This is a genomic window from Streptomyces sp. NPDC029139 (genome assembly GCF_055564335.1).
The window spans coordinates 180133-193465 of the sequence record NZ_JBVHWN010000006.1 but is presented as its reverse complement, the minus strand read 5'-3'; the positions used below and the strand labels follow the sequence as shown (position 1 = coordinate 193465).

Below are 13333 nucleotides of genomic sequence, written 5' to 3'. Positions count from 1 at the left end.
CGAAACCGGCCCCGCCCCCGCTCGCCACGGTCAGCAGCCGGCCCGCCCCGGCCGGTCCCGGTCAGCCCTGATCGGCCACGAAGGAGGCCATCCAGGTCAGTGCGGAGTTCCAGTTGATCGTGAGCTCGTTGGTCGACCAGGACTGGATGTCGTCGATGTAGCAGAACTGACCGACACACCCCTGGAGCCTGCTCTGGGCGAGCGGGTCCTGGATGCTCGAGTTCGGGCCGCCGGAGAGCGAGCCGACGGGCGGGCGCGGCAGCCTCGGGTCGAGCTGGCGGGCGTACCAGCGGCTGTGCTGGTTCTGCGCGCTGACCTCGCCGAAGCCGGTGACGTACGAGATGTTCAGGGCGTTGCGGCCCAGGACGGAGTCCATCGCCTGCACGGCCCCGTCGCGGTACTTCGCGCCGCCGGTGAGGTCGTAGGCGGTGGCCAGGACGACGGCGTTGTTCAGGATCTGGTGGGTGGAGCCCCAGTCGTACCGGTGGCCTTCGGGGGCGTACGGCATGCCGTAGGGGTGGGCGTTCAGTGTGGCGAGGTAGCGGTCGGCTCCCTTGCGCACGGACTGGCGGACCTTGTCGCGGCCGGGCAGCCGGTTCGGGACCGTGGCCAGGTCGAGCCGGGCGGGGACGGCCGTGCGCGCCCAGTCGAAGCCGATCGGCCCGAAGATGTCGGCGGTGTGGACCGGGGAGTTCAGGATGTGGTCCTGGAACTCCTTCCCGCCCGTGGTCAGGTACAGCTCGGCGGCCGCCCAGTAGAACTCGTCGGTGACGTCGCGGTCGGCGTAGCTGCCGCCGCCGATGCCGTCGCTCTCCGAGGCGAGGACGTCGGGGTGGGCGAGGGCCGCGGCCCAGGCCGTGCGGGCGGCCGCGAGCGCGCCGGCGGCGAACCCCGGGTCGTACGGCTTGTAGAGGCGGGCCGCCTGGGCCGCGGTGGCCGCGAGGTTCAGGGTGGCCGCGGTGGTCGGCGGGTGCAGTTCACGCTTCTGCGGGTCGTCGGAGGGCATCAGCGGCAGGCCGGTCCACTGCTCGTCGTGGATCTTGTGGTGGACCATGCCGGCGAGCGGCTTGCCGTCCGGCACCTGCATCTTGAGCAGGAACTCCAGCTCCCAGCGGGCCTCGTCGAGGATGTCCGGGACCTTGTTGCCGCTCTCGGGGATGTTCAGCGTGCCGTCGCCCAGCTTTCCTGCCTGCCCGGTGCGGGCGAGCCGGGCTCGCTCGTAGGTGCTGAGCAGCTGCCAGACCGAGATGCCGCCGTTGACGACGTACTTGCCGTGGTCACCGGCGTCGTACCAGCCGCCGGTGACGTCGAGCGTGTAGTCGCACACGCCGGGCTGACAGGGCACGTTCCCGTCCCCCTGGTTGGGGGCGACGTCGACGTGACCGGCCTCGCGGCCGTAACCGGGCCGCAGGTCGTCCCGGATCTCCACCCCGCTGCGCTGGGTGTAGTAGAACTTCCCCGCGTCCAGGCGCAGTTTCTCGTAGGCGGCGGTGCCGATGTCGAAGGGGCGGCTGGTCTCGCCGTCGGCGACCAGCGTGAGACCCTCCCCCACGCCACGGTGATCACTGAAGTGGATCGAGTGGACGTTCTGCCCTGAGGACGGGTCGACGCCGCGCGGCACGGTCCAGCCGCGCGCGACGACGGTGCCGGTGGCGTTCTTCAGCTCCCACGGCAGCCGTGCGGTCGCGTCGGTGACGAGGGTGGCGTTCTTCGGCCCGCGGGGCAGGTAGGCGACCTGGTTGACCCGGACGCGAGGGCCGGTGTCGGGCTCGTACCGCTGCGGGGGCACGCCGCCCAGCAGGGACACGTCGTCGAGGCAGAACCGCCAGGGCTCGGCGCCGCCGCCGAGCTGGAAGGCGACCTGGCCCTGGGTGGTGTCGACGGGTGAGGCGAACGTGTAGGTGTACGTGTTGCCGGAGACGCTCAGTTGCGGAGTGACCTCGTGGTACGCGTCGTACGGCGACACCTGGAGGCCCACGACCGCGCGGACGGAATTGCCTTCGGGGGCGCCCGTCGCGGTGAAGCTGAACCGGTACGACTCTCCCTTCACGAGGCTGATGTCGTTCTGGCCGACGGCGGCGTCCCAGCGGTTCGCCGTGCCACCCGGCACGTCGGCGCAGAGCCTGCCGTCGGACGGCCCGACGGTGACGTTGTCCGTCCACCACGCGTCGGTCGCCGCGTCGAAGGTGCCGTTTCTGATCTGCTCGGTCTCGTCCGCCCCCGCTGGGCCGGCGGGCACCGCGGCGAGACCCGTCGCCAGCAGGGCGGACAGGGTCAGCAAGGCGGTTCTACGACTGTTCACGTCTGGGCTCCTCGTAGGGGGGCGGAGCGGAACACCACTATGGGAGCGCTCCCATACCGGCGGTGGCCATCGTCGCGGCCGGACCGGTCGACGTCAACGGCCAGGACGGCACGGGATCGAACAACCGGGGCCCAGGGGCACGCAGTTCGCCCCTCCGCCCGATGGGTTGTCAGGGGCATCTCAGCCTTTTACAGTGCCCAGTCGTGGGAGCGCTCCCAGCGGACAGTCGGGCCGCTCCCTTCGATCACCGTCCCCAGAGAGGCCCCCCACATGCGAGCGTCACCGCATCGCCCCACCACCACGCGCGGCATGCTCGGCGCGCTGCTCCTCGTCCTCGCCACCGTCGCGGCTCTCGTGACCGCCGCGCCCGCGGCCCGGGCCGACACCCTGATCTGCGAACAGTACGGTTCCACGACGATCCAGGGCCGTTACGTCATCCAGAACAACCGCTGGGGCACCAGCGCTCCCCAGTGCGTCACCGCCACCGACACCGGTTTCCGGGTGACCAGGGCCGACGGCGCCGTGCCCACCAACGGCGCCCCGAAGTCCTATCCGTCGGTCTTCAACGGCTGCCACTACACCAACTGTTCGCCCGGAACCAGCCTCCCGGCGCAGGTCAGCAAGATCGCGAGCGCCCCCAGCAGCATCTCGTACGGCTATGTCGGCGACGCGGTGTACAACGCCTCGTACGACATCTGGCTGGACCCGACACCCAGGACGGACGGGGTGAACCGGACCGAGATCATGATCTGGTTCCACAAGGCCGGTCCCGTCCAGCCGATCGGCTCACCGGTCGGCACCGCCACCGTGGCCGGGCGCACCTGGCAGGTGTGGACGGGCAGCAACGGTTCCAACGACGTCATCTCCTTCGTCGCCCCGGCGGCCATCCCCGGCTGGAGCTTCGACGTCATGGACTTCGTCCGGGAGACCGTCTCCCGTGGCATGGCTCAGAACAACTGGTATCTGACCAGTGTTCAGGCCGGTTTCGAGCCGTGGGAGAACGGCGCCGGGCTGGCGGTGCACTCCTTCTCCTCCGCCGTGAACCTCGGTGGCCCAGGCACCGGTGAACCCGGCCCCGGTGAACCCGGCCCGTCGACGGCCTGCAAGGTGACGTACGCGACCAACGTCTGGGCCGGCGGCTTCACCGCCGACGTCACCGTCGCCAACACCGGATCGGTCCCCGTCGATCCGTGGAAGCTGTCGTTCACCCTCCCCTCGGGGCAGCGCATCACCCAGGCGTGGAACGCCTCCGTCACAGCTGCCTCGGGGCCCGTGACGGCGACCGGCCTCGCGCACAACGCGCGGATCGCGCCCGGCGCCACCCAGACGTTCGGCTTCCAGGGCACCTACAGCGGCACGTTCGCGCCGCCCTCAGGGTTCAGCCTCAACGGCGCCGTCTGTACGTGACCCGATCCGCCGACCGACCCCGACCGACCCACGACCGACCCGGGGCCCCGGGGCCCCGGGGCCCCGGCGCCCCGCGGGAGGGCTCTCCACCGCACCGTCACCGCACGAGGAGCACACCGACCGGAGAACAGTTCACCCCACGCACAGGAGACATCATGGCTGGACGGAAGAAACGACTCGCCTCCCTGTTGGCGGTACTCGCGACGCTGCTCGGCGGCCTCGGCCTGACCTTGCTGGGCCAGGGCAGCGCGCAGGCGCACGGCGTCACGATGACGCCGGGGTCGCGCACCTACCTCTGCTGGCTGGACGCCAGAACGGCCACCGGCGCCCTGGACCCCACCAACCCGGCGTGCAGGGCGGCTCTCGACGAGAGCGGCGCGAACTCCCTGTACAACTGGTTCGCCGTGCTCGACTCCCAGGCGGGCGGGCGCGGGCCCGGTTACGTCCCGGACGCAACTCTGTGCAGCGCCGGTGACCGGTCTCCGTACGACTTCACCGGATACAACGCCGCCCGGACCGACTGGCCCCGAACGCACCTGACGTCCGGGAAGACGGTCCAGGTCAGGCACAGCAACTGGGCCGCGCACCCGGGCTCCTTCCGGGTGTACCTGTCGAAGCCCGGCTACTCGCCCGCCTCCGCACTGGGCTGGGACGACCTGGAGCTGATCCAGACCGTCACCGACCCACCGCAGTCGGGCTCACCGGGCACGGACGGCGGCCACTACCACTGGGATCTGAACCTGCCGGCGGGCCGCTCGGGTGACGCGGTGCTGTTCATCCAGTGGGTGCGCTCGGACAGCCAGGAGAACTTCTTCTCCTGCTCCGACATCGTCTTCGACGGCGGCAACGGCGAGGTCACCGGCATCCGCGGCTCGGGCGGCACCCCGACACCCACGCCCACACCGACACCCACCCCGACACCCACCCCGACGCCGACGCCGACGCCCACCCCTACCCCGGATCCGACGCCCACGCCGACCGACCCGCACACCGGGTGCATGGCCGTCTACAGGGTCACGAACGCCTGGAACGGCGGCTTCCAGGGTTCCGTCGAGGTCATGAACCACGCCACGACAGCCCGTGACGGCTGGGCCGTGAAGTGGACGCCCGGCGCGGGAACCCGGATCAGCAGCCTGTGGAACGGCGCGCCGAGCACCGGCCCCGACGGCACGCTCACGGTCAGGAACCTCGACTACAACCGGACCATCCCGCCGGACGGCAGCGTCACCTTCGGGTTCACCGCGACGTCGACCGGCAACAATTTTCCGGTCGGCTCCCTCGTGTGCGTCGATCCGTAGCCCCTGAGACAGGCGCCGGTTCCCGCGTCGGCGGGAACCGGCATTCTCCGGCGCTCAGCGGGGCTCCTCCCCACGGGGTGCGCGCCGCGGGAGAAGGTCAGCCGGTCGGCAGGCCCAGGCCGTAGTAGGTGATGTGGTAGCCGTCCACGTACTCCGCCTCGCCGCCGACGATCAGGTCGGTGGGCTCGCTCACGCCCGCCGCCCTGGCCGTCGCCACGAGCATCTCCGCGAGTGCGCGGCCCTTCGGCTCGCCGGGGCCTCCGGCGTCCACCCGCCACACCGGATCGTCGTCGCTGAAGACCGAGGCCGTGTGCGGGTGTTCGGCGACCGTGCCCCAGCCGAGTGCGGCCGGGTCGACCTCGTCCGGAGGGAAGCAGCCGATCGAGAGCCGGTCGCCGCACGCCACCTCGAAGAGGAGGGGCGCGCTGCGGCTGTTGCGTCCGTAGAGCGGCATCGCGATCCGGATGCCCAGGGCCGTGGTCTCGGCGGGCAGCGTTCCGAGGAAATCCCCCAGCGAGCGCGTGACGGTCTCCCAGCTCCGGGCGGTCCAGCCGCCGGGGAAGCCGAGGCCGATGTTGGCCTCGTCGCGGTTGCTGCCGAAGAAACCGCTGATCGAGTGCTCCTCACCGATGCCTTGACGCCAGAACCAGTTCTCCGCCGGGTCGGTGGGCTGCAGGACCAGTTCCGGTCCCGTCCTCCCGGCGCGCAGTTCGAGGGTGTTCGGCCTGCCGCGCCAGCGCAGGAAGGGTGCGCCCCAGAGCGGGCCGCTGTCGTAGAAGGGGCCCAGGTCGCCGTGCGAGCCCATGACGGACGGTTCGCCCAGCACCGCGGTCACGTCCTCCTTGGCGGCGCGGAAGGCTGCTGCCTGCGCCGCGGCGTCCGGCGCGGGGGCCGCCACCGGAACCGCGATCTCCACGTACGACTCACCGCCGACGTACCGCTTCTCGTACTCGCCGACCGGGCGGAGCCGGGCATCGCCCGTGGACCGACCGGTGATCAACACCGGCGCGTCCGAGGTGTCCTGCCACGTCCAGCCCAGCTCCGCCGCCACGGCCCTCACCCCCTCCGGCGCCCAGCCGTCGGTGTCGGCCGCGACGAGCCGCAGGGCGAGTTCCTGGACAAATTCCTTTGCGTTGCTTCCCCGTTGTGCGTTCATCCGGCCATGATCGCGTATCCCGGAGCGGACCCTTGCGGCGGGGCGGGCCTCCGTGAACCCGTCACGGCCCTGCGAGGAGGGCACTCTTTCAGGCCCCTCGCACCGAAAGCATGCGTGAAATCCTGATCCGGGGTTACGAGCGAGGGGTACGGCGCCGCTCAGCCAGCGGCGCGATCTCCCCCGACGGAACGGGTGACGATGTCTGATTCGAGCCGGCACGAGACCACCCAGAGGCCCCCGGCACCTCCGGTGCGGGCGTGGCACACCACCGCCCGCCAGGTCCACGGAGCGACCGCCCTGCCCATCGGGGCCACGTTCCACTACGACCCGGACGACCCCTGGGCCGTACGCATCGCCTTCCGGCTTCCGATGGGCAGGGTCGTCGACTGGACCTTCTCCCGTGAGCTGCTGCGCTCCGGGACCCGTGTCCTGAGCGGGGAGGGCGACGTCCGGCTGTGGCCGCTGCGCTGCGGTGGCAGGGAAGGACGCGTCCGCATGCGGCTGGGCGAGGCCGGCGCGTGCGCCGTGGTCGACGTCGACCGCGCGGGCCTGCGGAACTGGCTGGGCGAGACGTACGGTGCCGTGCCCGAGGGCGAGGAGTCGGCGCGGATCGACTGGGCGGCCGAGACCTCTCAGCTCTTCGCGCGGCCGTAGGGGTGTCCGGTCGATCAGCCGCGGCGAGGCGCGGTGCCAGGGCGCGCGGGCCCGGCACGATCGGCCGGACGCCCCCGAGCGGCACACCCGCATCGGCGCCGCCCGGACACGGCTACGGCAGCGCGGCGCCGCGCGCGGAGACCCACAGGGTGTACCACTCCTCGTGGCTCAGGTCGGGCTCCCCCATGGCCGCGTCCCTGCACGCGCGGATCCGTTCCGGGTTCGACGTACCGATGACGGGCGTGATGGCGGCCGGGTGCCGCCGGAGCCACCAGAGGACGATCGTCTCGGGCGTGGTGCCCTTGGCCTCGGCGAGCGAGGCCACCAGAGCGGCCGTGGCCGTCTCCCGCGCCGTCTGCTGTGCCCCGGTGTAGCGTCCCTGGGCCAGTGCGCCCCACGCCTGGAGCCCGATGCCGTGGGTCAGACAGTGCTCGACGGTACCGGCGGGGAAGCCGTTGGCCGCGGACTCCGGAGTGTTGACGAGGACGCCGTCCTCGAGCCACGCGCGCCGGTGCAGGCTCATCTCCAGCTGGTCGGCCACGAGCGGCAGGTCCATGTGGGCCTGGAGCCGGGCGATCTGCGCCGCGTTCATGTTCGAGACGCCGAACCGGCGGACCAGGCCCTGACGGTGGAGCGACGTCAGGGCCTCACCGATGTCGGCGGGGTCGGCCAGCGGGTCGGGGCGGTGCAGCAGGAGGACGTCGAGGACGTCGGTGCGCAGCCGCTCCAGGCTCTCCTCGACCCTGCGGACGAGGGAGGAGCCCCGCAGGTCGTACAGGCCGGGCCGGTCCCCTTCCGCCAGGCGAATGCCGCATTTGGTCTGCAGGGTGATCCGCTCACGCAGCCCGGCCGAGCGGGCCAGGACCTCGCCGAAGACCGCTTCGGACTTTCCGTGCCGGTAGATGTCGGCATGGTCGAAGGCGGTGATGCCGCTGTCCAGCGCCGCCTCGACGGCGGTCTCCGCCGCGGCGATGTCGGCGGCCGTGTGGGGCATCGTGTCCCAGCCTCCCCCCAGGCCCATACAGCCGAGGAGGAGGCGGTGGTCGGTCTTCTCGGGCGTGCTCACCGGGTCACCTTCGCACACGTACGCGACACGGCGCCCGGGGCCGCGTGCGGGGTCAGCCGGCGCCGGCCCCGCTGGTGTACCGGGTACGGACCCACAGGGGCAGAACGAACCAGCAGGACAGGTACCAGACCAGGACGCCGGAGACGAGCCAGGGCACGTACGGGTCGTGGGTGGCCACCCTCAGGATGAGGAACAGCGCCGACGTCAGCGTCGCGAGGAGCAGCAGGATGCCGGTGAAGGTGAGCCGCGACGCCCAGACGACCGCCTGCGGTTTGATCCGCCGTCCGGACACGATCCGGTGGAAGGAGACCGGTCCTATCAGCGCACCTGTGGCGAGGGACCCCAGGACGACGGTGATGATGTAGATCGTCTTGTCCGTCTGGTCCAAGTCCTGGAAGAGCGGGGTGAAGACCACCGTGAGAAGGAAGCCGAGAAGGATCTGCACGCCGGTCTGGGCGACCCTTATCTCCTGGATGAGTTCCTGCCAGCGCCGGTCGGCGCGCTCCTCCTCCGTCTCGGCCCGACCGCCCGACCGAGCCGTCGCCCCGTCCTGTCGTTCGTCCATGAAAGCTTCCTCCTGGGAAATAGTGCGTCAGGTGTGGATGTCGGCCGGAGGTGTCAGGCGTACGTGACCGTGACCCGCTCGAAGCCGAGGGCGCGGAGCAGACCTTGCAGCATCGACGTGGTGTTCTTCTCTGCCCGCTGCGTCAGGTCGCTCTCCTCCGCGGCGTCGCCGATGCGCTCGGCGGCGAGGATGTGGACGGCGCGCTCGTCGGCCGGGTTGTCGGAGAAGAGGTCGCCCAGTCGGTCGACCAGGCCGCGCTGCTTCGAGACGGTGTAGGAGCGCTTGGGGTCCATGGCCGGTTCGGCGAGCCGCGCGTGCGGCAGACGGAGCGTGGCGGTGGTACGCGTCTCGTCGACGGTGACGCTGCCCTGACCGATGCCGCCGAAGTCGACGTACGCGGCGACGCTCCCGCTCGCGACGAAGAGCGTACGGGTCCCGCGGATCGAGTCGGGCAGCAGTCGGGCGTCCTTCTCCAGGTCGACGACGACCTGGTAGCTGCCGGCGGCGCCCTCGTAGCGGTGCATGTCCTGGATGGACTTGAGCACGGCCGGGCCGGAACGGTCCTGCGTGTCGACGCCGAACACGTCGTCGAGGCCGGGCACATGGACGAACCGCCCCAGGAGGAAGAGAACGAGGGACAGCGCGACGAGCCCGACGGCGACGACGGGCCATCTGCGCGGGGCCCGTTCGCGTCTCGGCGTTCTGTGCGGAGGTATGTCTTCTGCGTCATCTCGCATGGGTTCCTGGTGCCCCGTGACCGGGTCGCCACTCCCCCATGAACCTCGGCTCCGGGGCCCGGCGTGACGGAAGCCCCCAGGGGATCCTGAGGGCTTCCGTCACGCGCGAGGGTGGTGCCGGGTCACGCCCGGAGCAGCCGTTCCGTCACCTCGCGGTAGGTCCGCAGGGTGAGCCGGAGCTGTTCGGTGTCGGGGCCCGGGCCGTCCGGGTCTCCGTTCTCCTGCCAGCCCGCCCGCAACGCGGCACGACGGTCCCTCAGGGAGGCGATGAGCTGCTGCTCCGCCTCGGCGAGGACATCGGCCGCCTCGGCGACCGCGTCGTGCGGCGAGTCGACGAACCCCGCGAGCGCGTGGTGCAGGCGCTGTCCGAGACGGTCGCGTTCCCCGTCGCCGAGCAGCTGCCCGGCCGGGCCGTCGCCGCCGCCGGCGGCGGGCTCGTGGCCCGTACCGGTGGCGGAGCCGCCCGCACCGCTGACGTCGTGCCCGCCGCCGTCACCCGGCCCCGGGCCGCTCCCGTCGCCCGGCCGGTCCGTCGTGTCACGTCCGCGCGGCGCGGCGGGGGGCACGGCGGGAGCGTGCGTGCGGCTCCCACCGCTCCGGCCCGTGGCACCGGGGTCGTCGAACGGGACGGCGGACTGCGGCGACTGCGTCACCGGAGGCGGGGTGGGCGGCGGGGGCGCGCCGACCGGCGGTGCGGGAGGCGGTGTAGCGGGACGGCCGGCGCGCTGGGCGGGTACGGCCGGGGAAGGGACTCCCCGGCTTCCGGTGGGCGACGGCCCCTTGGCGCCGCCCGCGCCGCGCGCACCCTCAGGGGTGTCCGGCGGCGTGGATGCGCGCCGTGCGTCTCCCTCGGTACCGCTCGCCGACCACTGATCCCGGTTCTCGCGTGCCATCACGCGCCACTTCCCTTCGGCTTGAGGAGATGCCCGCGGTGTCGCCCGGACTCCGTGCGCGTCCGGGCGGCTTCGGCGCCGGCCGGACCCCCGGCCGCCGTCAGGTCCTCGAACAGGGCACGGGCGTGCACCAGTGCGTCCCGCAGCTCCTCGGTGGAGGCGGACGGGGAGTTCACGACGCGGCGGACCGTGCGCAGCCCCTCCACGTGGCGCGGATGGTGCACCGACAGGGCGGCGAGCTGCTCCTCGCGCCGCTGGGGGTCCGGGAAGCCCCGGGCCGCGGCGATCCGCGTGACGAGCTCGTCGGCATCGGCGACGGCCTGCCTCGGCGCGTCGACGAAGCGCTCCTGGAGCATGGTCCATTGAGCGACGTAGTGCTCGCGGATCGCCGGCTCCAGGGGCAGGGGGCGGATGCCGCCGTGCCGCTCGACCCGCTCGCGCAGGTCGTGGTGGGCGGACTCGCTGTCGCCGCCGTGCCGTTCGAGCGTGCGGTCGTACTCGGGGCCGAAGCGTCGCTTGAGGGAGCGTGTGCCGCTGCCCCTGCCCGTACGGGCCCGGAGCATGACACCGGCCACCAGTAGCGCGGCGACCAGCACCGCGAGGATGAGAACTGCGGTCAGGGTCGACATGGTTGCCTTCCTGGACGGTGACTCCTGGCTGGCTGTTCGTCACTGTTTGCTGGGCACCCGTCGATTCGCCTTGCCGCTTGTCGCGCCGTCAAACCCCCACCGCCGCGGTGGCCTCGGCGCGGCGGGGCCGTCACGGGCGCGAAAGCGGGTAGGAGACCGGGATGGACAGCACCCTCTGGCTCATCGTCGCCGCGGTTCTCCTGCTCGTGGTGGCGGGATACGCGGCCGTTCTGCTCGTACGCGTCTTCCGGGCGCGCAAGCTGCTGCTGGACGCCGGTGTCCCGCTGCGGTCCAAGGCCCTGTTCTGGGCGGCGGTGGTCTACACGGTCTCGCCGGTCGACCTGATCCCGGACCCGGTCTACCTGGACGACATCGGCGTCCTGCTCGTCGCCCTGCGGGCGTTGCATGCGGCGGCCGCCCGCAGCGGGGTGGATCGCGAGCGGCTGCCCGCGGGCTCGAAGGCCGCGGCCGGCGGTCCGTCGAGGGTGCCGCCGACGCGGTGAGGGCGGTCGCGGTCCCGGCCGTCCTGAGGGGGCGGGTTCCGCACCCTCAGGGCGGGCGCGTTCCGCGCGTCCTCAGGAGGGCAGGTTCTGTTCCGCCCACACCACCTTGCCGGTGACGGTGCGGCAGGAGCCCCATCGGCGGCACAGCATGTTGATGAGCTGAAGCCCCCGGCCGCCCTCGTCGCTGAGATCCGCGTGCTGGATCTGGGGCAGGTCGGGGCCGGTGTCCGAGACCTCCACGACGAGGCGCTCGCCGCGCAGCAGCCGGAGCCGGCCGGGGCCGTTGCCGTACCGCAGGGCGTTGCCGACGAGTTCGGAGACGACGAGTTCGCACACATCGGCGAGCTCCGCCAGGTCCCACGCGGCGAGCTGGTCCGTGACCAGGCCGCGGGCGACGGACGCCGCGCGTCCTTCCCTCGGCAGCTGCCACTCGCGCAGGTCGGCCGGGTCGTCGGGGCCGGCAGAGTCGGTCGTCGTCGCGATGAGGAGCACGGCCTCGTCGAAGCGGGCGGCGTCGGCCGGTGCGCACGTGATCAAGCCGCCGCCCTGGAGGGACTCGGGTGTCAGGCCGCGTGCCGCCGAGCGCAGACAGTCCAGCTGGTGCTCCAGGTCCTCGTGGCGGGACTTCACGAGACCGTCCGTGTACATGACCAGATTGCCGCCCGCGGGGACTTTCAGCCGGATCGGGTCGTACGGAATCACTCCCGCGCCGAGCGGCGCGCCGATCGGTACGTCCGCGAACTCGGCGGAGCCCTGTCCGTCGAGCAGCAGCGGCGGCAGGTGACCGGCGCTGGCCAGGGTGTAGGTGGAGTCGGCCGGGTCGAACACGGCGCAGAGGAAGGTGGCGACCTGCTCGTCCTCCAGGTCACGCGTGGCGAGGTCGAGCCGGGCCAGGACGCGCTCGGGAGCCATGTCCAGCGTCATGAGGGTGCGGGCCACCGTCCGCAGACGCCCCATCGTGGCGGCCGCGGGCAGCCCGTGGCCCATGACGTCGCCCACCATGAGCGCCGTCCGTCCCCCCGGCAGGGCCATGACGTCGTACCAGTCCCCGCCCACTCCGTGGTGGGCCGTCGAGGGAGCGTAGTCGGCCTGCACGCGCAGGCCGGGCGTCACCGGGGTCACCCTGGGGAGCAGCGTGCGCTGCAGCGAGACGACGTGCTCGCGCTCGCGCCCGTAGAGGCGGGCGTTGTCGATGTAGACGGCGGCCTGGGAGGCCAGCTGTTCCGCCAGAGCGAGGTCGGTGGAGGAGAACGGCGGTCTGCCGGGGCCGCGGACGAAGTCCGCGCTGCCGAGCAGCAGTCCACGGGCGATGAGCGGCACCGCGAGGTAGCTGTGCACGCCGGCGGCCCGCATCTTCGCCGCGGCGCTCTCCGTGGGCGCGACCCTGATGAAGTCGTCGTTCCTCATGCGGCTCACGAGCACCGGCTTGCCCTGCCGCAGGCAGTAGCGGTGGAGGAGCGTCTCGTGCGCCTCTTCGGGGCGGGAGAAGGTCTCGCCCACCGGCGTGGGCTCGAGGGAGGAGAGCGACTCGATCGCGCACAGCGCGGTGGCCCGCATGAGCGGGACGCCCGTACCCGTCCACCGGGAGCCCTCGTCGCCCCGCAGGACGCTTTCCAGGATGTCGACGGCGGCGCCGTCGGCGAAGGCGGGCACGGTGAACTCGGCCAGCTCCTGCGCCGTGCGCTCCAGGTCGAGCGTGGTGCCGATCCTGGATCCCGCGGAGTTCAGCCAGGCCAGCCGACCACGCGTGGTGATCCGGTCGAAAGGGACCCCGCCGCCGCTCCGGCCGATCCGCCCGCGGGCACCGGCCGAGCGGTGCGCGGTGGCGCCCCTTCCGGCCGAGGCGCGGCCGACCAGGCGCCGTCTCCCCTTGCCGCCGTTCAATCTTCCGGCCTCCAAACAGGAACTCGACCGCTGTTGGTGCCCAGCATGCACCTCTTTCCGGCCGATCGGGGCGATGCCGACCGGGCAGCCGGTGAGGAACCCGGCCGGATCGGCGCGACGGGCGGGGAGGCGGGAGGCCGCGGCCCCGGTGGAACGCGGCCACCGGGACGGGACCGGAGTCGGCCGGGCCTCCGACCCGAACCCGCATGGCTGCCGTTTCCACAGGTCAAGCCGCACAC

General features: G+C 72.3%; 12 protein-coding genes. 4 read left to right on the top strand and 8 right to left on the bottom strand.

Going from position 1 to position 13333, the window contains the following annotated elements; genetic code table 11:
• Positions 1–61: 61 nt before the first annotated feature.
• The gene (locus tag ACZ4VW_RS16720; RefSeq protein ID WP_467962881.1) at positions 62–2302 is read right to left on the bottom strand and encodes a glycoside hydrolase family 9 protein; all 2241 of its coding nucleotides are present in this window, start codon (positions 2300–2302) and stop codon (positions 62–64) included.
• 270 nt (positions 2303–2572) lie between these two features.
• Here ACZ4VW_RS16720 and ACZ4VW_RS16715 point away from each other — a divergent pair, with 270 nt between their 5' ends.
• Both ACZ4VW_RS16715 and ACZ4VW_RS16710 read left to right on the top strand, forming a co-directional pair.
• Positions 2573–3709, top strand: a complete 1137-nt coding sequence (locus ACZ4VW_RS16715) for a glycoside hydrolase family 12 protein (RefSeq protein ID WP_467962879.1) — start codon at positions 2573–2575, stop codon at positions 3707–3709.
• Positions 3710–3864: 155 nt separating this feature from the next.
• On the top strand, positions 3865–5007 hold the full coding sequence (locus tag ACZ4VW_RS16710; RefSeq protein ID WP_467962877.1) for a lytic polysaccharide monooxygenase: 1143 nt from the start codon (positions 3865–3867) through the stop codon (positions 5005–5007).
• 97 nt (positions 5008–5104) lie between these two features.
• On the opposite strand, the gene ACZ4VW_RS16705 is transcribed toward ACZ4VW_RS16710, so the two are convergent.
• Positions 5105–6163, bottom strand: coding sequence for a hypothetical protein (locus ACZ4VW_RS16705; RefSeq protein WP_467962875.1), 1059 nt, complete (start codon positions 6161–6163; stop codon positions 5105–5107).
• Positions 6164–6361: 198 nt separating this feature from the next.
• Between ACZ4VW_RS16705 and ACZ4VW_RS16700 the strand changes: the two genes are divergently transcribed.
• Positions 6362–6817 (top strand): SsgA family sporulation/cell division regulator, encoded by a 456-nt coding sequence (locus tag ACZ4VW_RS16700; protein ID WP_467962874.1) that lies wholly within the window; start codon positions 6362–6364, stop codon positions 6815–6817.
• Between the two features lie 112 nt (positions 6818–6929).
• Here the strand turns inward: ACZ4VW_RS16700 and ACZ4VW_RS16695 are convergent, their stop codons facing one another.
• The 5 genes from ACZ4VW_RS16695 to ACZ4VW_RS16675 all read right to left on the bottom strand — a co-directional run bounded on the left by ACZ4VW_RS16695 (position 6930) and on the right by ACZ4VW_RS16675 (position 10707).
• Positions 6930–7883, bottom strand: a complete 954-nt coding sequence (locus tag ACZ4VW_RS16695; protein WP_467962872.1) for an aldo/keto reductase — start codon at positions 7881–7883, stop codon at positions 6930–6932.
• 52 nt (positions 7884–7935) lie between these two features.
• The gene (locus tag ACZ4VW_RS16690; RefSeq protein ID WP_467962871.1) at positions 7936–8448 is read right to left on the bottom strand and encodes a DUF6328 family protein; all 513 of its coding nucleotides are present in this window, start codon (positions 8446–8448) and stop codon (positions 7936–7938) included.
• Between the two features lie 53 nt (positions 8449–8501).
• Positions 8502–9185 carry a DUF4230 domain-containing protein gene (locus tag ACZ4VW_RS16685; protein ID WP_467962869.1) on the bottom strand — a complete coding sequence of 228 codons (684 nt, stop codon included), beginning with the start codon at positions 9183–9185 and terminating at the stop codon, positions 8502–8504.
• A gap of 122 nt (positions 9186–9307) precedes the next feature.
• On the bottom strand, positions 9308–9751 hold the full coding sequence (locus ACZ4VW_RS16680) for a hypothetical protein (RefSeq protein ID WP_467962867.1): 444 nt from the start codon (positions 9749–9751) through the stop codon (positions 9308–9310).
• 326 nt (positions 9752–10077) lie between these two features.
• Entirely contained in the window at positions 10078–10707 is a 630-nt protein-coding gene (locus ACZ4VW_RS16675) for a hypothetical protein (protein ID WP_467962865.1), read from the bottom strand.
• Positions 10708–10868: 161 nt separating this feature from the next.
• Here ACZ4VW_RS16675 and ACZ4VW_RS16670 point away from each other — a divergent pair, with 161 nt between their 5' ends.
• A complete protein-coding gene (locus ACZ4VW_RS16670) occupies positions 10869–11210 on the top strand; it encodes a YkvA family protein (RefSeq protein WP_467962863.1) in 342 nt (113 codons plus the stop codon).
• 72 nt (positions 11211–11282) lie between these two features.
• On the opposite strand, the gene ACZ4VW_RS16665 is transcribed toward ACZ4VW_RS16670, so the two are convergent.
• Positions 11283–13094, bottom strand: coding sequence for an ATP-binding SpoIIE family protein phosphatase (locus ACZ4VW_RS16665; protein WP_467962861.1), 1812 nt, complete (start codon positions 13092–13094; stop codon positions 11283–11285).
• Positions 13095–13333: the final 239 nt, after the last annotated feature.